The organism is Streptomyces sp. NPDC030814 (assembly GCF_055572155.1).
Map to the genome: position 1 here is coordinate 248437 of NZ_JBVIDX010000009.1, position 18800 is coordinate 267236.

General features: G+C 71.0%; 13 protein-coding genes. 5 read left to right on the forward strand and 8 right to left on the reverse strand.

Annotated elements, in window-relative coordinates; genetic code table 11:
- The first annotated feature begins 177 nt into the window (after positions 1–177).
- A complete protein-coding gene (locus tag ACZ43N_RS21185; protein WP_468099362.1) occupies positions 178–960 on the forward strand; it encodes an alpha/beta fold hydrolase in 783 nt (260 codons plus the stop codon).
- A gap of 37 nt (positions 961–997) precedes the next feature.
- Here the strand turns inward: ACZ43N_RS21185 and ACZ43N_RS21190 are convergent, their stop codons facing one another.
- The 3 genes from ACZ43N_RS21190 to ACZ43N_RS21200 all read right to left on the reverse strand — a co-directional run bounded on the left by ACZ43N_RS21190 (position 998) and on the right by ACZ43N_RS21200 (position 5601).
- Positions 998–1786 (reverse strand): hypothetical protein, encoded by a 789-nt coding sequence (locus ACZ43N_RS21190; protein WP_468099363.1) that lies wholly within the window; start codon positions 1784–1786, stop codon positions 998–1000.
- 106 nt (positions 1787–1892) lie between these two features.
- Positions 1893–2780, reverse strand: a complete 888-nt coding sequence (locus tag ACZ43N_RS21195; RefSeq protein WP_468099365.1) for a Gfo/Idh/MocA family protein — start codon at positions 2778–2780, stop codon at positions 1893–1895.
- A 55-nt stretch (positions 2781–2835) separates the two neighbouring features.
- Positions 2836–5601, reverse strand: a complete 2766-nt coding sequence (locus ACZ43N_RS21200) for a SpoIIE family protein phosphatase (RefSeq protein WP_468099367.1) — start codon at positions 5599–5601, stop codon at positions 2836–2838.
- Between the two features lie 326 nt (positions 5602–5927).
- Here ACZ43N_RS21200 and ACZ43N_RS21205 point away from each other — a divergent pair, with 326 nt between their 5' ends.
- Together ACZ43N_RS21205 and ACZ43N_RS21210 are read left to right on the forward strand one after the other, a co-directional pair.
- Positions 5928–7937: a DUF1996 domain-containing protein gene (locus ACZ43N_RS21205; RefSeq protein WP_468099489.1), complete on the forward strand. Its 2010-nt coding sequence runs from the start codon at positions 5928–5930 to the stop codon at positions 7935–7937.
- A 335-nt stretch (positions 7938–8272) separates the two neighbouring features.
- A complete protein-coding gene (locus ACZ43N_RS21210; RefSeq protein WP_468099369.1) occupies positions 8273–9862 on the forward strand; it encodes a hypothetical protein in 1590 nt (529 codons plus the stop codon).
- 51 nt (positions 9863–9913) lie between these two features.
- Here ACZ43N_RS21210 and ACZ43N_RS21215 read toward each other — a convergent pair whose 3' ends face one another.
- Positions 9914–10378 (reverse strand): SRPBCC family protein, encoded by a 465-nt coding sequence (locus tag ACZ43N_RS21215; RefSeq protein WP_468099371.1) that lies wholly within the window; start codon positions 10376–10378, stop codon positions 9914–9916.
- Positions 10379–10476: 98 nt separating this feature from the next.
- On the opposite strand from ACZ43N_RS21215, the gene ACZ43N_RS21220 reads away from it, so the two are divergent.
- Positions 10477–11436: a hypothetical protein gene (locus ACZ43N_RS21220; RefSeq protein WP_468099373.1), complete on the forward strand. Its 960-nt coding sequence runs from the start codon at positions 10477–10479 to the stop codon at positions 11434–11436.
- Between the two features lie 74 nt (positions 11437–11510).
- On the opposite strand, the gene ACZ43N_RS21225 is transcribed toward ACZ43N_RS21220, so the two are convergent.
- Entirely contained in the window at positions 11511–11876 is a 366-nt protein-coding gene (locus ACZ43N_RS21225) for a cupin domain-containing protein (protein ID WP_468099375.1), read from the reverse strand.
- A gap of 143 nt (positions 11877–12019) precedes the next feature.
- On the opposite strand from ACZ43N_RS21225, the gene ACZ43N_RS21230 reads away from it, so the two are divergent.
- Complete coding sequence (locus ACZ43N_RS21230) at positions 12020–14356, forward strand: MMPL family transporter (protein ID WP_468099376.1); 2337 nt, start codon at positions 12020–12022, stop codon at positions 14354–14356.
- A gap of 29 nt (positions 14357–14385) precedes the next feature.
- Here ACZ43N_RS21230 and ACZ43N_RS21235 read toward each other — a convergent pair whose 3' ends face one another.
- From ACZ43N_RS21235 to ACZ43N_RS21245, 3 genes are all read right to left on the reverse strand, one after another.
- Positions 14386–16665, reverse strand: a complete 2280-nt coding sequence (locus ACZ43N_RS21235; protein ID WP_468099377.1) for a M4 family metallopeptidase — start codon at positions 16663–16665, stop codon at positions 14386–14388.
- 346 nt (positions 16666–17011) lie between these two features.
- Positions 17012–17743: a FadR/GntR family transcriptional regulator gene (locus ACZ43N_RS21240; protein ID WP_468099379.1), complete on the reverse strand. Its 732-nt coding sequence runs from the start codon at positions 17741–17743 to the stop codon at positions 17012–17014.
- On the reverse strand, positions 17718–18764 hold the full coding sequence (locus ACZ43N_RS21245; RefSeq protein ID WP_468099380.1) for an aldo/keto reductase: 1047 nt from the start codon (positions 18762–18764) through the stop codon (positions 17718–17720). The genes ACZ43N_RS21240 and ACZ43N_RS21245 overlap by 26 nt, the downstream gene beginning before the upstream one ends.
- Positions 18765–18800 lie beyond the last annotated feature (36 nt).

Genomic DNA, 18800 nt, shown 5'->3' on the forward strand with positions numbered 1-18800 from the left:
CTAACAGGGACATGCGCTCGGGGCGCGGGATTTGCCGACGGCCGCCCCCCGCGATCGGCGGCCGGCCGGCACCACGGATGCGCGGACCTCGGATTTCCCCCGCCGGCGACGGTGACGAAGAGCCACCCGGCCGGTTACCGTACCGGGCAGTAACCGGAGCGTATCCAGGAGGCACCCATGCCGCAGCTCGAAGTCGCCGGAGCGAGCCTGACGTACGACGACGAGGGCCCCCGCGACGGCGACGGGGTGCCCCTGGTCCTCATCCACGGCTGGACGGCGAACCGGCACCGCTGGGACCACCAGCTCGCCCATTTCTCCGGCAAGCGCCGGGTGATCCGGCTCGACCTGCGCGGGCACGGCGAGAGCACCGGCGCCGGGGTGCGCACCATCGCGGAACTCGCCGACGACGTCCTCGCGCTCCTCGACCACCTGGAGGTCGAGCGGTTCGTCCTCGTCGGCCACTCCATGGGCGGCATGATCTCCCAGACCATCGCCCTCGCCCACCCCGACCGGGTGGAGCGCCTGGTGCTGGTCAACTCCATCGGCCGGATGGCCTACAGCCGCGGCCGGGGCCTGCTCATGGCCGCCTCGACGCGCGTCCCGTTCAAGCTCTTCGTCGCCGCCAACATCCAGCGCGCCTTCGCCCCGGGCTATCCGCGCGAGGAGATCCGCGAGTACATCCGCGCCTCCTCGGCCACCCCGCGCGAGGTCGTCATGACCCTGTACGGCGCCATGCGTGCCTTCGACGTCCTGGACCGGCTCGGCGAGATCCGTATCCCCACCCTCATCGTCCACGGCTACCACGACATCCAGCTGCCCGTCTCCCAGATGCTGCGCATGGCCAAGGCCTACCCGGACGCCGAAGTGCGCATCCTGGACGCCGGCCATGAGCTCCCCGTCGAGAAGCCGGCCGAACTGACCGCCACGCTCGACCGCTTCCTCACCGGCAGCCGCGTCTGACGCCCCCGCTTCGCCGCCCGCACCGTGGGGGCGAGGCTCACACGGCGGGACGTGACCGCGAGGCCCCCCGCCCCAGCAGATCGCCGAGCGACCGCAGCCACCGCAGTGCGGCACCGATCACGGCCCTCGTCCTCGCCAGCCGCCCGATGTCCTCGGCGAGGGACAGCGCCGCGCCGGTCCACGCGAAGCCGAAGGACCACACCGACAGCCATTCGCACAGGTAGAGGGGCGTGATCAGCCAGTCGTCGCCGACACCTGTGGCGGCAGCCGCTCCGGCCAGCGCCATGAAGACGAGGATCAGCACCCCGGCCACCAGATACGGCCGCCGGACGTACGACCGCTCCTCGATGCCGGGCGCCCAGTACATCAGGAGGCAGAACCCGGCCATCGAGGTCAGCAGCCCGACCGCGAAGACCAGATGGAACACGGAGACCGTCAGCTGCCCGGCGTCCGCGCCGGAGGCGGGCGCCGTCGGGAAGAGGGCGACACCGAGCGCGCAGCACCCGGCGATCGTGCCCATCACGTCGTTCATCCGGTTGAAGCGGTAGATGACCAGGAAGGTCCCGAGCGCGCAGAGACTTCCGACGAAGACGTCCCGCGTGCTCGTGTGGTACGCGCCGCTCATCGAACCGGGCCACACGCCGTCCCCGGAACGACCGTCGAGCAGCGCGGCGATCCAGTTGCCGAGCGGCAGCGCCAGGGGCAGCAGGACACCGATGATCCCGACCCCCAGGCGCAGCCGCATCACTGTGCGCGCGTCCTGATCCCGCTGTGCCGTTGCCACCCGGTCCCGCAGGGGCACGGTGACGGTCCCGTCCGTGCTCACGGAGCACCTCCTCACCGGAATGCGCCGGGCGAAGGCGTGCCCGCCACCGGGAGATGACCGGAAGCAGTCGAACGCAAACTCGAACACGCTCGGTGTGTGGGGCCTTTCAGACAGTCAACCGCCGTTCCGCCGCGGCAAGTACCTCCGTCACGCGAAGACCGAACGCCGCGTCGCAGGGATGCGGCCGGCCGCCACGGGCCGCCGCCAGTAGGGCGTCACCGGCCCGCACCAGTGCCGGTACGACACCCCCCTCGTCGGACGAGGGCAGGACGGTCGCCCCGCTCCGGCCCCGGAACTCGGCGGTCGCCCCCGAAGCCGCGGGCGGCGCGGAGAGGCTGAGCGTCACCGTGCTCGACGCGCCACCGGTGTGGACGAGGACCAGGTGCACCGTGTCCTCGGCCCCGCGCACGGCGGTGACCTTCCTGACGTCCCCGAGCACCGGCAGCAGCACCGACAGGGCATGCGGGCCGACATCCCACAGGGCGCCCTTCTCCCGCCGCCACGGCGACGCCGCGAACGGGCTGTCGCTGTCGCCGTGGAACAGCGATCCCAGCCACTCCGCGCGGGCCGTGAACCAGCCGCCGGCGTCCGCCTGTTCGGTGATCCACGCCTCTGTCGCCGTCTGGAAACGTGCGGTGAAGAAGACCACCGAGGCCACCCCGGCCCGCTCGACGGCCTCGACGACGGCCCGCCCCTCCGCGACGTCCGTGGCGAGCGGCTTGTCGAGCAGCAGATGGCAGCCGGCCTGCGCGGCCCGCACCGCGAGCGGTGCCTGGACGGACGGCGGCAGGGCGACGGCTACCGCCTCCACATCGGCGAGCAGCGCGTCCACGTCCTCGTACACCGGCAGCCCGCCGTGCCGGTCGGCGAGGGCCTTGGCGGCCTCCGGACGCCGGCCCCACACCCCGGCGAAGTCCAGCTCCCCGTGCGCGCTCAGCGCGGGGGCGTAGGCCGTCTCCGCCCACGGTCCTGTCCCGAGCAGTCCGATACGCATGCCGTTGTCTCTCCTCGACGCGATGTGATCCGTGCCCTGGGGGACCTCGGGAACCTCAGGACAGTGTCTGTTCGGTCCAGATGGTCTTGCCGGTGGGGGAGTAGCGGGTGCCCCAGCGCTGGGTGAGCTGGGCGATCAGAAAGAGCCCGCGCCCGCCCTCGTCGGTCGTCGCCGCGTACCGCAGATGGGGAGAAGTGTGACTGCTGTCCGTGACCTCGCAGATCAGGTTGCGGTCGTGTATCAGCCGGACGCGGATGGGCCCGCTGCCGTACCGGATGGCGTTGGTGACCAGTTCGCTGAGGATCAGCTCCGTGGTGAACACCAGGTCGTCCAGGCCCCATTCGGTCAGCTTCCGGGTGGCGTCCGCGCGGGACCGGCCGACGGCCGCCGGGTCGGCGGGCACCTCCCATTCGACGACACGGCCGGTGTCCAGCGCCCGCGTTCGGGCGACGATCAGCGCGATGTCGTCGCTCGCCCGGCTCGGCGGCAGCGCGTCGAGCACGGCCCGGCACGTGCCCTGCGGCGAGGCGTCGGCCCCGGCCAGCGCGGTGCGCAGCAGCTCCAGACCGTCGTCGATGTCCCGCCCCCGGTCCTCGACGAGTCCGTCGGTGTACAGCACCAGCCGGCTGCCCTCGTCGAGGTCCAGCTCGGCCGTCTCGAACGGCAGACCGCCGAGTCCGAGCGGCGGACCGGCCGGGACGTCCGGGAAGTCGACCCGGCCGTCGGGCCGGGCCACCGCGAGCGGCGGGTGACCGGCCCGGGCGACGGTGCAGCACCTCGACACCGGGTCGTAGATCGCGTACAGACAGGTGGCCCCGGTGATGGGGGCCGAGCCGTCCTCCGCCTCGTCCTGGTCGATCCGGCTGACCATCTCGTCGAGCAGCCCGAGGATCTCGTCGGGCGGCAGGTCCAGCGCGGAGAAGTTGTGCACGGCCGTCCGCAGCCGCCCCATGGTGGCCGCCGCGTGCAGCCCGTGACCGACGACGTCGCCGACGACGACCGCGACCCGGCTGCCCGACAGGGGCAGTACGTCGAACCAGTCCCCGCCCACCCCGGCCTGCGCGGGCAGATAGCGGTAGGCGACCTCCAGGGCGCTCTGCTCGGGCAGGCTGCGCGGCAGCAGGCTCCGCTGCAACGTCACGGCCAGGGTGTGCTCGCGCGTGTAGCGCCGCGCGTTGTCGATGGAGACCGCCGCCCGGGCGACGAGCTCCTCGGCGAGGGCCAGCTCCTCCTGGTCGAACGGCTCCGGCTTCTCCGAGCGCCAGAAGCTGGCGACGCCCATCACCAGGGGGCCCACGCGCAGCGGCACGGCGATGAGCGAGTGGATGCCGTACTCGACCACCTGCGCCGACCGCTCCAGGTCCTGCGCCTGCCAGCCGGGCGACCTGCTGAGATGCGTCTCCAGGACCGAATGGCCGCTCTCGATGCTGCGGGCCTGCGGGGAGGAGGCGACCAGCTCGATCTTCTCGCCCACCTTGTACAGGGGGGCGTCCTTGCGGATCCCGCTGAACGCCGTGCGGCGCAAGGTGGTGACAGCCTCGGGTTCGTCTCCGCTGAGGGCCGCGGGAGCCAGGTCCACCGTCACGAAGTCCGCGAACCGGGGGACGGCCACCTCGGCCAGCTCCTCGGCGGTACGGGTCACGTCCAGGGTGGTACCGACGCCCACCCCGGCGTCGTACAGCAGCTTCAGCCGGCCCCGCGCGGACTCCGCCCGGCCGGAGAGGGCGCGCAGCTCGGTGGAGTCGCGGAGCGTGGCGACACTGCCGGACGGCTCCCCCTGGAGGTCGGTGGGCCGCTGGTTGACCGCGAGCAGCCGGTCGCCCACCAGGTGCACCTCGTCGTTGGCGATCCGGCCCGACGCCAGCAGATCCGCCATGTGCGCTTCGAGCCCCAGGGAGGAGACGTCCTGCCCCTCGGCGCCGGCGGGCAGGTCCAGCAGGCGGTGGGCCTCGTCGTTGGCGAGCAGCAGCCTGCCCCCACCACCGACGATCATCACGCCCTCCCGCACGGCGTGCAGCACGGCGTCGTGGTGCTCGTACATGCGCGTCATCTCGGACGGGCCGAGGCCATGGGTCTGCCGCAGGAGCCGCTTGCTGACCAGGGCCGTGCCCGCCGTGGCGAGAGCGAGCGCGGCGGCCGCTGCGGCCAGGACGAGGGGCAGCTGCTGCTCGGCGACCCCGCCCACCTTTTCCGTCGTGATCCCGGCCGAGACCAGCCCCACGACCTGCCCGTCCGGGTCCTTGACGGGCACCACGGCCTGGACGAGCGGCCCGAGGGTCCCGGTGATCGCCTCGGTGAAGGATTCGCCCTTCAGCGCCGGTTCGAGGGTGCCGACGAACTTCTTGCCGATGCGGTCCGGCTTCGGGTGGGTGTAGCGGATCCCGTCGGTGTTCATCACGACGACGAAGTCCACCCCGGACTGGACCCGGGCGGCCTCCGCCCGCGGTTGGAGCACCGCCGTCGGATCCCCGGCGCTCAGCGCCTCCCGGGTGCCCGGCGCGTTGGCGAACGTCTCGGCGACGGCGAGCGAACGGTTGCGCGCTTCCTTGGTGCTGTCGTGGCGAACCTGGAGGACCAGCGCCACCACGGCCGACACCACCAGCACCAGCACGATCACCACCTGCAGCAGGAACACCTGCCCGGCGACACTGCGCCCGCTCAACGCCGACCACAACCCCCTCAGCGGCCGCCACCCCGGTTCCTTGCCAGGGGCGGCGGATCCGTGCGGTACCCGCCGGGCGCCGTCGTCCCGGCCCTGCTCACGCTGACCACGTGGACGGCGGGTCGGCTGAGCACGGGATCGACCCAGGAGACGGACCATGTGCCCATGTCTACACTGCCCCGCGTCCGTAGGCGAGAGGGGGTCACACCAAGTGACAGGCGTTCCCCCCGGCCGTACGGCCGAGATGCGTTCCGACGCGGCCCGAGCGCGTCCGACATGGCGATTCCCATGAGTTTCCTGTGAATCCGTGAACCTCTTGAACACACTGCGGTCCGGTTCCGTATGGGGCGGGGGCTTTGTATGCCCGGACCGACCGCGACGTTGTAGGAGTCACCGTGGGACGCACCACCAGGCGCAGACGCCCGACAGGAGCACGGCGCGCGACCTCCGCCGCGATAGCGCTGATCTTGGGCGGAGGCGGGCTCGTGGCCGCGAACGTCTACGCGTCGGCCACCGAGGACGGCGGCACCGAGGAAGCGGGCCAGTGGGCCAACTCCGCTGCCGCGACGATCGACTGCCCGGACGTCGGCAGCAAGCTGACGGATGTGCCCGAGGGCGCACGCGGGGAGGTCGACAACGAACTCGCCGCGCTCGACCGGCAGATAGCCGAGGCCTACCAGCGGCTGCAGAACTCCGCGCAGGCCCAGCAGCAGGACAGCGGCTTCGCCGAGAACGCGATCATGAACCCGCTCAAGGAGAAGCGGGCCGCGACGATCGAGCGCATCGCCATCGCGATCGACCGCGTCGGGGACCGCCCCGAGGGGCTCGACTCCCTCGCCGGGTGCACGTTGCGCGAGACCGGCAACGAGAACGGGGGCGACCAGGACGGCGGCGACCAGAACGGCGACGGCGCCGGACAGGACCAGGGGGGCGACCAGCAGGGGCAGCAGGGCAACGGCGGTCAGGCCGGCAACGGCCCGGTGGCCGCGGACTTCACGGACATCACCTCCGTCCAGCCGGCCGCCCAGGGCCCGGCCGAGGGACAGAACGCCTCCCGCGGCTCCTTCACCACTGCCTGCGGGGTGAACGCGAACGGCGTGTTCAACTCGGACAACGTCATCGTCGCCCCCGGTGTCAGCAACGGCGCCCACCACTTCCACGACTACGTCGGCAACCAGGCCAACAACGCCTTCGCCAGTGACGAGGACCTCGCGGCAGCCGAGACCAGCTGCGAGAACCAGGACGACAAGTCCTCCTACTTCTGGCCGGTGCTGCGTCTGCAGAACGGCACCGCCGAGCAGGACGCCAACTCGCCCGGCGGCGGCATCGAGGGCAATGCCGGCGAGATCGTGACGCCCAAGGAGGTCACCATGACCTTCGTGGGCAGCCCGCGGGGCGAGGTCGCCGAGATGCCGCGGCTGCTGCGCATCATCACCGGTGACGCCAAGGCGTTCGTCAACGGCCCGGCCAACGCCAACGCCTCGTGGAGCTGCACCGGGTTCGAGGACCGGCAGTTGAAGGACAAGTACCCGCTGTGCCCCGACGGCAGCGACGTCGTCCGCACCTTCAAGTTCCAGAGCTGCTGGGACGGCCGCAACATCGACAGCGCCAATCACCGCACGCACGTGGCCTTCGCCGCCGCCGACGGCAGCTGCCCGGGCGGCTTCCGCGCCATTCCGCAGCTCGTCCAGCGCATCGTCTACGACGTCGACGCGCCGAGCCTCGAGGACGGCGGCCGTACGGTCCCGCTGTTCGCGGTCGACTCCTTCCCCGAGCAGGTCCACAAGCCGGTCACCGACCACGGTGACTTCATCAACGTCTTCGACGAGGGCCTGATGCGCGAGATGGTCGACTGCATCAACGAGGGCCGTGAGTGCGACGCGGCGGACCTCGGCGGCGACCAGGGCGACGGCGGCGACCAGGGTGGCGACGCCGGCGGTGACCAGGGCCAGGGCGACGAGCAGCCCGGCGGTGACCAGGACAACGGCGGCGACCAGAACCAGGACGACGGCCAGGACCAAGGTCAGGACCAGGAGCAGCCCGGCAACGAGCAGGACCAGCAGCAGAACCAGGACCAGGACCAGGACCAGGACCAGGGGCAGGACCAGGACCAGGACCAGGACCAGGTCCAGGACCAAGGGCAGGACGAGAACCAGAACCAGGGCGAGGACGGCGACGCGGGCGAGTCCACGGACAAGGCCGACGCGCCCAAGACCCTCGTCTCGCCGAAGGCGACCCAGCGCGGGAAGACCGCCGGGGAGAGCCGGGGTGACGACCAGGGCGACGAGGCCGCCGCCGACCAGACCCCGGCCGGGAACATCCCCTCGGCCGCGGGCGCGGGCCAGGCCGGTTCCCAGGGACCCACGGGCTCCCCGTCGGCCATCGGTGACCTCGCCGACACCGGCGCCCAGATGTGGCCGGCCGTACTCGGCGGCGTCCTCGCGCTCTGCGGTGTCGTCCTGCTCCGCCGCGTGCGACGCGGAGGGATCCGATGAGGCCTCAGGGCCGCTGACACCGCCACCCCTCCGCCGTCCGGGCACAGTCCCGAAGCTCCGCCAACCTCGTGTCCGGAACGGGAACTGATCCCGTATCGGATACCGGGCGAGGCGGATGACGGCGGAGGGGTGGGCCCTTCCCGGCGCGCTGAGGGAAGGAGCCGATCCGAGGCCACCGGGCACGGGGGACGATCCCCCGGACCATCGCCGCGCCGGTGGTCACGAAAGGTCATCGATCTTCCCCGAGCGACCGGAATCGGCTGTCGCGCCCTCTGCTTTCAGCCGTACACTGACAAATCGTAGGCATGTGGGTGTAGTTGACGGGGGGATCCGACATGTCCGGAGACCAGTTCGGTCCATACGGAACGAGAGACCAGGACGGCTGGAGCCACAGCTACGTCGTGCCGCCGATGCCGTCGGCGCCGCCGCCCGGACCGGCGGACCCCTGGCGGGCCGTCGGCGTGGGGCTGCTCAACCTCAGCGGTCTCGGCCTCGGTTACGCCCTCGTCCGCCGGCCCCTGCTGACGCTGCTGTGCTGGGTGGCCACCGGCCTCCTGCTCTTCACCGTGCTGCCGGCCGACCCCGACGGCGTGTCCGGCACGACCCTGGTCGTCTACGGCCTGTTCCTCGTCCTCACGACCGTCCACGGCGCCATGGTCGGCCTGCGCAACCGTCTGGTGTGGCCCGCGCAGTCCCCGCTCGCGATCGTGCTCGGCGTCCTGCTCCTCGGCGTACCCGTCGCCGGCTCGCTGCTGTACGAGAGCGCGCGGAACGAGGCCACCGAGCAGATGCTCCTGGACCGCCTCGACACCGCCGACGACCTCGTGCGCAAGGCCTCGGGCGAGTCCTTCAGCACCACCCAGTCCGAGTACCGCAGGGCCCTGAGCGCCTACGACGACCTCAGCACCGACCACCCAGACTCCCGGGCGGCCGAGAAGGTCCCGGACCGGCTGAAGACGTTCTACACGACGGTCGGCGCGCCCTACGAGGAGCAGGAGTACTGCGACGCGATCGCCCCGCTCGAGTACCTGCGCACGGTCCCGCAGACCCTGAGCAAGAAGGACCTCGGCTCCCTGTCCACCTGGCCCGACGACCGGCTCGCGACGTCCCTGTACGAGTGCGCCTCGGCCACCCTCGCCAGCGGCGCGGGCGACTGGACCGACCACTTCCGCGACCTGCTGAACGACTTCCCCGACTCGGAGCAGGCGGCGAAGGTCGAGCCCGACGTCAAGACGGCCGTCGACAAGGCGATCAAGGCCGTGGGCGGCGACGACCCGTGCACCGCCGTGCAGCAGCTGGAGTCCCTCAGCCTCCAGGTCAAGGGCCTGCCCGGGGAGAAGGCAGGCGTGGACGAGGCCCTCGCCGACGACGCCGCCCGGGCCGACCGCTCCGCCTCCACCGGCGTGTACGCCTGCGGTGTGTCCCAGTACGAGGACGGTGAGTTCGCCGACGCGGTGACGTCGATGAACGACTTCGTCAAGGCCAACAAGAAGCACAAGAACGCGCCCCGCGCGAAGAAGATCGCCATCGCCGCCGAGATCGCCCAGGAGGTGCCGGCAGCAGGCAAGAAGCTGCCCACCACCCGTACCGGCGGCAGCATCACCGTCACCGTCAAGAACGACAGCCCCGACGAGATCCAGGTCATGTACACCGGCCCGGTGACCGGCACCTTCACCCTGAAGGGCTGCGGCGGCTGCACCAGCTACGACTGGAGCCGCACCCTCGACCCCAACTTCAAGCCGTGCAGCGGTGGCAAGAACTACCCGCAGCGCACGATCAGCCTCCCGGTCGGCACCACGTACTTCCTGCACAAGCCGAAGGGCGGCACCTCCTCCAGCCCCGCCTCGGACACCGCCAAACTGCAGTCGGGCTACATCTACACCGAGTGCGCCTACGTGACCACTGGCCTCGGCGCCAACTCGTGACGCGACCAGGGCGGCCGGGCGGTCGCGACCGGACGGCCGACGGGGGCGGACTCAGCCCCTTCGGCCCTCCACCCACGCGGCGACGTCGTCGAGGTCCTTCGCGACGGCCCTGCGCACCGCACGGGCACCGACCCCGCCCAGCACCCTGGCCAGCACACCGGCGACGGCACCCGTCGGCACCGCCGTGAACGTCATCCGGACGGTCGTCGCCGCGGGTCCGTCAGGACGCAGCTCCCACTCGGAGACGTAGCGGGAGCCGTGGGACCGGGCCTCCACCACATAGCGCTCGGGCGGCTCGCTCAGCGTCACGCCCATCTCCTCGGTGGCGTCCTTGCCGAACATGCGCCGGGTCTCCCGCCACCGCGTGCCCACCCCGAACACCCCGCCGGTGAGGACCTCCACCCGGACGACACCGCTCAGTATCCGCTCCATGCCGGCGAGGTCCGTCAGGGCCCCCCACACCCGCCCCTGAGAGGCGGCGACCCGCCGCTCCACGACGACACTCCCGCTGGTCATGACTCCCATGAAAGCACCGGGCCCCGACCACCGCCCCAGGACGACGGCCGGCGCCCCCACCCGGAGCACCCCACCACCCGCGAAACGAGGAGAAGCCGATGACCGACCGTCCCGAGGGTGCCCCGGCCCAGCCCCAGCCGCAGGATCAGCCGTCCGCGACTCCCCCCGGCCTGCCCGGTCCCGGTCCTGAGCACCAGGCCCAGGCCCAGCCCCAGCCGGCGCCGCAGCCGCAGACGCCGACACAGCCCCAGGTGCCGTCGTCGCCGAGCACCTACCCGTACCCGAACCCCCAGTCGCCCGCCGGATTCGGCCCTCCGGCCGCCTCCCTGCCCACGCAGCACAACCCTTACGGGCAGCCGCAGCCCGGCACCTACCCGCCCGGCGGCTACCCCGTGACTCCCGCCGCCCCCGGCTCGGGCGGCGCCGGACGCGCCGTGCTGTGGGCCGTGCTGGGCGCGGTGCTCGCCTCCGCCGCGTGGGCCGGCGGCGTCTTCCTCCTCGGCCGCGACGAGGAGGCGGACCTGCGCGGGTACGAGGTCAAGTCGGAGCTCTGCCGGGAGGTGGACTACTCCTCCTTCAAGGACGAGTACCCGGAGGAGGACTCAAGCCCCGTGAACCAGTCCCTGGAGCACGAGGCACTCGACCAGAGCTACTGCAGCCTCTCCCTGAAGACGTCCTCGGCCTCCACCCTCTCCGACGCGTACTTCTCGGTGGAGCTGGAGCTGCACAAGAAGACCGACCCGGGCCCCGAGTTCACCGCCCGGTGGTCCGAGTACGACCAGCGCTACGACGACTACGAGGTCGAGAGGATCAGCGGCTTCGGCGACGAGGCGTACCTGGTCACCGAGGACACCACCTCCGGCGACGACAGCAGTGGCAGCCGCTCGGCCACGCTCGCGGTCCGCGACGGCTGGGTGACGTACGAGATGAGCTGGAGCGCGTACGCGTCCTCGACCTACGACGACGTCAGCCTGCCGGAGGTCGAGGAGGTCACGGACTGGCTCAAGACCGACACCACCGCGACGCTGGAGAATCTCAAGGAGATCGACGGGGTGTAGCGCCGGGGCCGCGGACCGGAGCGGAGGCGGGGGCGCGAACGCCCCCGCCTCCTTCCCTCTCACCCTCACCCGGTTCAGTCACCGGCGGCCTTGGCGTAGTCCTGGGCCATCTGCCCGGCGAAGTCGTAGACGACGCACTGTTCGTCGCCCACGACCCACGCGTCGTGGCCCGGCGGGCAGACGAAGACGTCGCCCGGTCCTACCTCGCCCTCACCGCCGTCGTCCATGCGGATGTGCATGCGCCCCTGCGCGATGTAGCCGTTGTGGTGGATCTCGCAGCTGTCCGTGCCCGCGATCGGCGCGACCGACTCCGACCAGCGCCAGCCCGGTTCGAAGACGCCCACGGCGAAGTCCAGCCCTGTGAGGTGGACGGCTTCGAGGTGACCCCGCGGGAAGTCCCGCCGTTCGTCAGGCTTCTCGACCGTCTTGATCTCCAGCATGGCGGCTCCTTCCGTTCCGTCCCACCTCCCCATCGTCCGCCCGTCAAGCCGGGGCCGCCATCCGGGGGACGGGTGGTGCAGAAGATGCCGGGGTGGGCCGAGGGCCGTCTAATGAGGGTCGGAGATCGTTCCCAGGGAGAGACATGCGCTCAAGGCGTTCCCACGGCAGCGGCGGGGGCAGTAGCGAGACCGGCGGGCTGCGGAGACTGGGCGAGTGGTGCGCCCGCCACTTCGTGATCGTCATCGTCGCCTGGCTGGTGGTGCTGGCCGCCCTCCAGGTCCTCAACCGCTCCTTCGGCGGCGAGTACTCGGACAACTTCTCCCTCTCCGGCGTGCAGTCCCAGAAGGGCCTGGACGTACTGAAGAAGCACGATCCCGCGGCCGGCGGCTACAGCAGTCAGATCGTCGTGCACGACGAGGACAAGCCGCTGACCCAGCTCGGTTCCCAGATGTCCGATACGGTCGACGACCTGCAGAAACTGCCGCATGTGCTGTCGGTGCAGAACCCGCTCACCACGGCCTCCTCGCAGTCGTCGGACCAGTCGGACCAGTCGGACCAGTCGGGCCAGTCCGATCAGTCGAAGCAGCCGAACGTCGGCCCGCTGTCCTCCGACCAGAAGACGGCGTACATCACCATCCGCTTCGACGTCCAGCCGTCGACCCTCCAGGACAGCTACCTCAACGGTGTGGACGACTCCGTGCAGCCGCTGCGGTCGGCCGGCGCCGAGGTCGAGTACGGCGGCCCGCTCGGCGAACTGGCCCGACCCGCCGCCGACGACCGGGTGAGCGAACTGATCGGCTTCGGCGTGGCGATCGTCGTCCTGCTGATCGGTTTCGGCAGTGTCATCGCGGCCGGTCTGCCCCTGGTGACCGCGCTGCTCAGCGTGATCGGCGGCCTGGCCTGCCTCGGTCTGCTGGCCGCCGCCTTCACCTTCGCGACGGTCTCCCCGACCCTGGCCACCATGATCGGAATCGGCGTCGGCATCGACTACGCCCTGTTCCTGATCACCCGTCACCGTCAGGCCCTCATGGACGGCGCGGACCCGGTACACGCCGCCGGCCGCGCCGCCTCGACCAGCGGCCATGCGGTTCTCGTCTCCGGCTGCACGGTGATCGTCGCCCTCGCCGGGCTGTACGCGTCCGGCGTGAGCTTCATCGGCAAGCTCGGGCTCGCCGCCGCGACGACCGTCGTCTCCGCGATCGCCGGCGCCCTCACCCTGCTCCCGGCCCTGCTCGGCCTCATCGGCAGACGCATCGACCGGTACCGCCTGCGCCGTCCGGTCGCGGAGACCGGCGTCCAGGAAGGTGAGGAGATCACCGGGACCTGGCACCGCTACGCCCAGCGCGTGGAACACCACCCCTGGCGGTTCCTGTCGGCCGGCGTCGTGACCGTGGCGATCCTCGCGATCCCCGTCTTCTCCATGCAGCTCGGCCACATCGGTGACGGCGCCGACCCCACCTCCTTCACCGACCGGCGTGCCTACGACCTGATGACCGACGCCTTCGGGCCCGGCTCCAACGGGCCCCTCACCGTCGTCGTCGACCAGACCTCCGTCCCGTCCTCCGACCGGCAGTCCCTGCAGAGCACCGTGCAGAAGGACCTCGACGACGTGAAGGGCGCGTACGCGGTCACGCCGCTGACCCCCACTCAGGACGGGGACGTCCTGGTCGGCACGGTCTACTCCGACGAGTCCCCACAGAGCGCCGACACCACGGACCTCGTGAACCGTCTCGTCGACGACAAGCTGCCCGCCGCCGTCTCCGGCACCAAGGCCGAGGGCTATGTCACCGGCACCACCGCCTCCCAGGTCGACTTCCGCGACATCGTGGCGAGCCGGCTGGCCGTCATCATCGCCGTGGTCGTCTCCCTCGCCTTCCTGATCATCCTCGCCGTCTTCCGCGGTCCGCTCGTCGCGCTGAAGGCGGCGGTCCTCAACGTCCTGTCCATCGGGGCCTCGTACGGGGTGGTCGTCGCCGTCTTCCAATGGGGCTGGGGCGGCCCGGCCCTCGGCGTCAACGGCACGGTGCCCATCGAGAGCTACGTCCCGATGATGATGTTCGCCATCATCTTCGGCCTCAGCATGGACTACGAGATCTTCCTCCTCTCCCGTGTCCACGAGGCCTGGCAGCGCACCGGGGACGCCCGCGCCTCCGTCGCCCACGCCCTGGAGATCACCGCGCGCGTCATCACCTGCGCCGCCCTCATCATGGTCAGCGTGTTCGCCGCGTTCATCGTGAGCGACAACATCGTGGTGAAGATGCTCGGCCTCGGTCTCGCCGTGAGCGTGCTGATCGACGCGACGGTCGTACGCCTGCTCATGGTCCCCGCCGTGATGACCCTGCTGGGCAGCCGCGCCTGGTGGACGCCGCGTTGGCTGGACCGGGTGCTCCCGCACATCGACGCGGAGGGGGAGACGGCCAAACGGCCGGTCCCCACCTCGGTGGGGGCCGACCGCCCGACGAGCCGCTCACTCAAGTGATGTGACGTAACGTCTGATATGACGTACCGTCAGAACGTCAGCTTCCAGCTGTTGATGTAACCGGTGTCGAGGCTCGCCACGTCCTGGACGCGCAGCTTCCAGGTGCCCGCGGCGGTCTCGGAGGACGCGTCCACCGTGTACGTCGCGATCACGTCGTCGGCCGAGTCGGAGGACGAGGAGTTCTTCAGCCGGTACGCCGTGCCGTCCGGGGCGACCAGGTCGATGACCAGGTCACCGCGCCAGGTGTGGACGATGTTCACGTCCACGGTGAGCGGGTTGGACGCGGCCCCCGCCCGGTTGACGTTGATCGGGGAGTCGACGGTGGAGTTGTCGGGGATCTGGTAGTCGGCGGTGTTCTCGAAGACCGACTGGTTGCCCTCCTCGTCCACCCGCCAGGCGAAGCTCGCCGTACCGGTCTCACCGGCCGCGTCCGTCACGGTGACCGTCGGCGTCCAGTTGCCGGCCGTGGTCGGCGTACCCGAGATGCGGCCCGTGGCGGCGTCGACGGACAGCCCGTCCGGCAGACCGGTGGCCGCGTACGACAGGGAGCCGGCGTTGGTGGAGGACGCCTGGACGTCCAGCGTGACGGCCTGGCCGACCAGCGAGTACTGGGCCGCCGGCGGGACGACGGTCACGCCGTCGAGGATCCGGGAGCCGACGTTGATGGCGGCCCAGGCGTTGGCGGTGTTGTTGTAGGTCACCGAGCCGAGCCCGTACAGGTCGGCAGCGGCCTGCAGGGTGGCCGTGCGGGCGCCCGCGTAGTTGGTCGTGGACGTCATGTACGTGGTGAGCGCGCGGAACCAGATCTTCTCGGCGGCCTCGCGGCCTATCGGCGTCACCGGCAGACGGTCGTACGTCGGGGAGTCGTAGGAGACCCCGTTGACGACCTTGGCGCCGCTGCCCTCGGAGGCCAGGTAGAACCAGTGGTTGGCCGGACCGGAGGAGTAGTGGACGTCGATGGAGCCGAGCGAGGAGGACCAGTAGTCGCGCGAGACGCCGTCCTTGCTGGGCTTGTCCATGTAGCGCAGCGGCGTGCCGTCGCCATTGATGTTGATCTTCTCGCCGACCAGGTAGTCGCCGACGTCCTCGGGGTTGCCGGCGGCGAACTCGACGGCGGCGGCGAAGATGTCGGAGGTCGCCTCGTTCAACCCGCCCGACTCACCGCTGTAGTTGAGGTTGGCGGTGACCGAGGTGAGGCCGTGGGTCATCTCGTGCGCGGCCACGTCGATCGAGGTGAGCGGGTTGGCGTTGCCCGAGCCGTCGCCGTACGTCATGCAGAAGCAGGCGTCCTGCCAGAACGCGTTGACGTAGTTGTTGCCGTAGTGGACCCGGCTGTACGGGGCGACACCGTCGCCCCGCAGCCCGTTCCTGCCATGCACGTTCTTGTAGTAGTCCCAGGTCAGCGCCGCGCCGTAGTGGGCGTCCGCGCCCGCCGTCTCCAGGTCCGCGGTGGACCCGTCGCCCCAGATGTCGTCGGAGCCGCTGAACAGCGTGCCGGTGCCGGAGGAGCCGCGGTTCAGGTTGTACGTGCGGTGGTTGCCCCGGTCCGCGTCGGTCAGCGTGTACGAAGACCCCGACTGACTCGTGCCGAGGGTGACCGTGCCGCTGTAGCGGGTGTTGCCCGTGCCGGTGTGCACACCCTCGTACTCGAACAGCTTCTTGCCGGTCTGCGCGTCGGTGATGACATGCAGTTCGCTCGGGGTGTCGTCGTGCTGGAACCCGCTGACGACGGTCTCGTAGGCGAGGGTCGGCGTGCCCTTCGCGGCCCAGACGACCTTGCGGATGCTGTCCGCCCCGGTCTTGGCGGACCCCTCCTCCTTGGCCGCCTTGAGGGCCTGCTTCTCCGCGGCGGCCCGGCTGACCTCGGCGCTGAGGTCGGACACCTTCAGCCGGGGCTTGTAGGAGCGGGTGACGCTCTCGACCGCGCCGGACTTCGACGCGTGGACGATCAGGTCGCCGCCGAGGACGGGGAGCCCGGCGTAGGTGCGCTCGTAGCGGGTGTGCACGGTGCCGTCGGCGTCCTTGACGACGTCACGGACCCGCAGCTCCTCCTGGCCGCCCAGGTCGAGCCGGTCGGCGGTGCGGCCGGTGGCCTTCTGGGCCTTCCGGATGAGGGTCTTGCGCTGAGCGGGCGTCAACTTCGCCGGCAGTGAACCGCGGTCGGGCTTCGCGGCCGCGGGACGGGCGGTGCCTTCGCCGCCGTCGCCGCGAGCACTCGCGGGGCCGCCCGGTACCGCCACCGCGAGCATCGCTGCCGCGACGACGAGGGTGCCCATGGCCGTTGTACGTCTGTGGGGGGTGGATCTCACGCGAACTCCTTTGCTGCGGCCGACGTTGGACGAACGGCCGTACGAAGGACCCGGCGCACGGATGGGGCACCGGGTGGTGCAGGAAGAGCTGCGATGCGGGTGCGCGTGCTCCGTTGTGAGACGGAGTGGGCACAGAGTGACAGACGTGCGCTGCTTATGTCAGGGGCATATCAAGTCTTTGGCCGGAAAGTGTTCGATGATCGAGTGGCCGTCGGCGGTCTGACCACGGCCTACTCGCCGTCGGCCGGAGGAGTGTTCGAGGAGACCCTGAGTGCCGTCCGTCCCTTCGGGCAGCGACGGGTCGGACGGCACCCGGGTCCGGACGGAGGAGTGTGCGGTACCGGTGTCAGCCGTGGGCCGGGGGCGGTTGCGGGCCGCCCTCCAGGGAGTCGGCGTTCTTCAGATGGTCGCGCAGCCACTGCTCGGTGTGGTTCACATGCATCAGGGCGGCGGCGTGGCTGAGGACGGCATCACGGGTCGACAGGGCGTCGAAGATCGCCTCGTGTTCCGCCAGCGTACGGCCCGAGGCCTGGTCGTCGACCAGACCACGCCAGATACGGGCGCGCAGCGTACGGCCGGAGATGCCCTCCAGCAGGGTCAGCAGCGTTTCGTTGCCCGTGGCGGAGACGACGGCGCGGTGGAACGCCGCGTCGTGCGCGTTCAGCTGCTCGACGTCGTCGCGCGCCGCGCGCATGGCGTCCAGGTGCCGCTTCACCTCCGTCAGCTGCTCGTCGGTGATCCGGGTGGCGGCGAGTGAGGTGGCGACCGGTTCGAGGAGCCGGCGCACCTCCATCAGGTCCAGCAGCGCCACCGAGTCGCCCTGGAGCAGCTCCACCGCACCACCGAGACCCTCGAGCAGCAGGCTGGGCTGCAGACTGGTCACATAGGTGCCGTCGCCCCGGCGCACCTCCAGGACGCGGGCGACGGCGAGCGCCTTCACGGCCTCGCGCGCCAGGTTGCGGGACAGGCCCAGCTGCGCCGCCAGCTCCGGTTCAGGCGGCAGCTTCGAGCCCGGTGGCAGCGCACCGGTGCGGATCAGCTCGCGGATCTGCTCAATGGCCCGGTCCGTCAGAGACAACGCCCACCCCTTCCGTCTCCGGAGTGCGCTCCGCGCTGTTCCGCGTGGGTACGTCCGGTCTGATCAGGCCCCGGGCGCGAAGGTCGTCCCAGAGGCCTTCGGGCACGCGCCGACGGTACAGGTCCACATTGCGTCTGACCTGCTCCTCATTCCTCATTCCCAGGGTGACATTGATGATACTGGGATGGCTGAAGGGGAAGGCGATCGCGGCGGCGGGCAGGGTCGTCCCGTGGTGTTCGCAGACCTCGGCGATCTCCTGCGCCCGGGCGACGAGGTGCGGCGGGGCGTCCGCGTAGTCGTACTTCATGCCGGGGGCCGGGCGGTCCCGTGACAGCAGACCCGAGTTGAACACGCCGACGGCGACCACGCTCCTGCCGTGGTCGACGGCGGCGGGCAGGACGTCGTCGAGGGCGGACTGGTCGAGGAGGGTGTAGCGGCCGGCGAGCATCACGACGTCGGCGGCGGTCTCGCGCAGGAAGCGGGCCAGCATGGCGGACTGGTTCATGCCGGCACCGATCGCACCGATGACCCCCTGGTCGCGCAGGTCGGCGAGGGCGGGCATGGCTTCGTCGGCGGCCTGCCGCCAGTGGTCGTCGGGGTCGTGGAGGTAGACGAGGTCGAGGCGGTCGAGTCCCGTCCGCTCCAGGGTGGCGTCGAGGGAGCGGAGGACGCCGTCGCGGCTGAAGTCCCACGCGCGGCGCAGGTCGTCCCGGACGACGAACCCTTCGCTGTCGACGCCTTTCGGGCGCTCGTTGGGTACGAGGAGCCGGCCGACCTTGGAGGAGACGACGTACCGCTCGCGGGGACGGTCGCGCAGGGCGGCCCCCAGGCGCCGCTCGGACAGACCGAGCCCGTAGTGGGGCGCGGTGTCGAAGTACCGGATGCCCTCGTCCCAGGCGGCGTCGACGGCGGCCGACGCGTCCCGCACCGGCGTGACGCGGTAGAGGTTGCCGATGACGGAGGCACCGAAGCCGAGCTCGGTGACCTCGACAGAGGTGTTCGTGATCTTCCTGATGCGCACGACGTGCTCCTGGGGGACTTGGGCGGGACAGGGCGC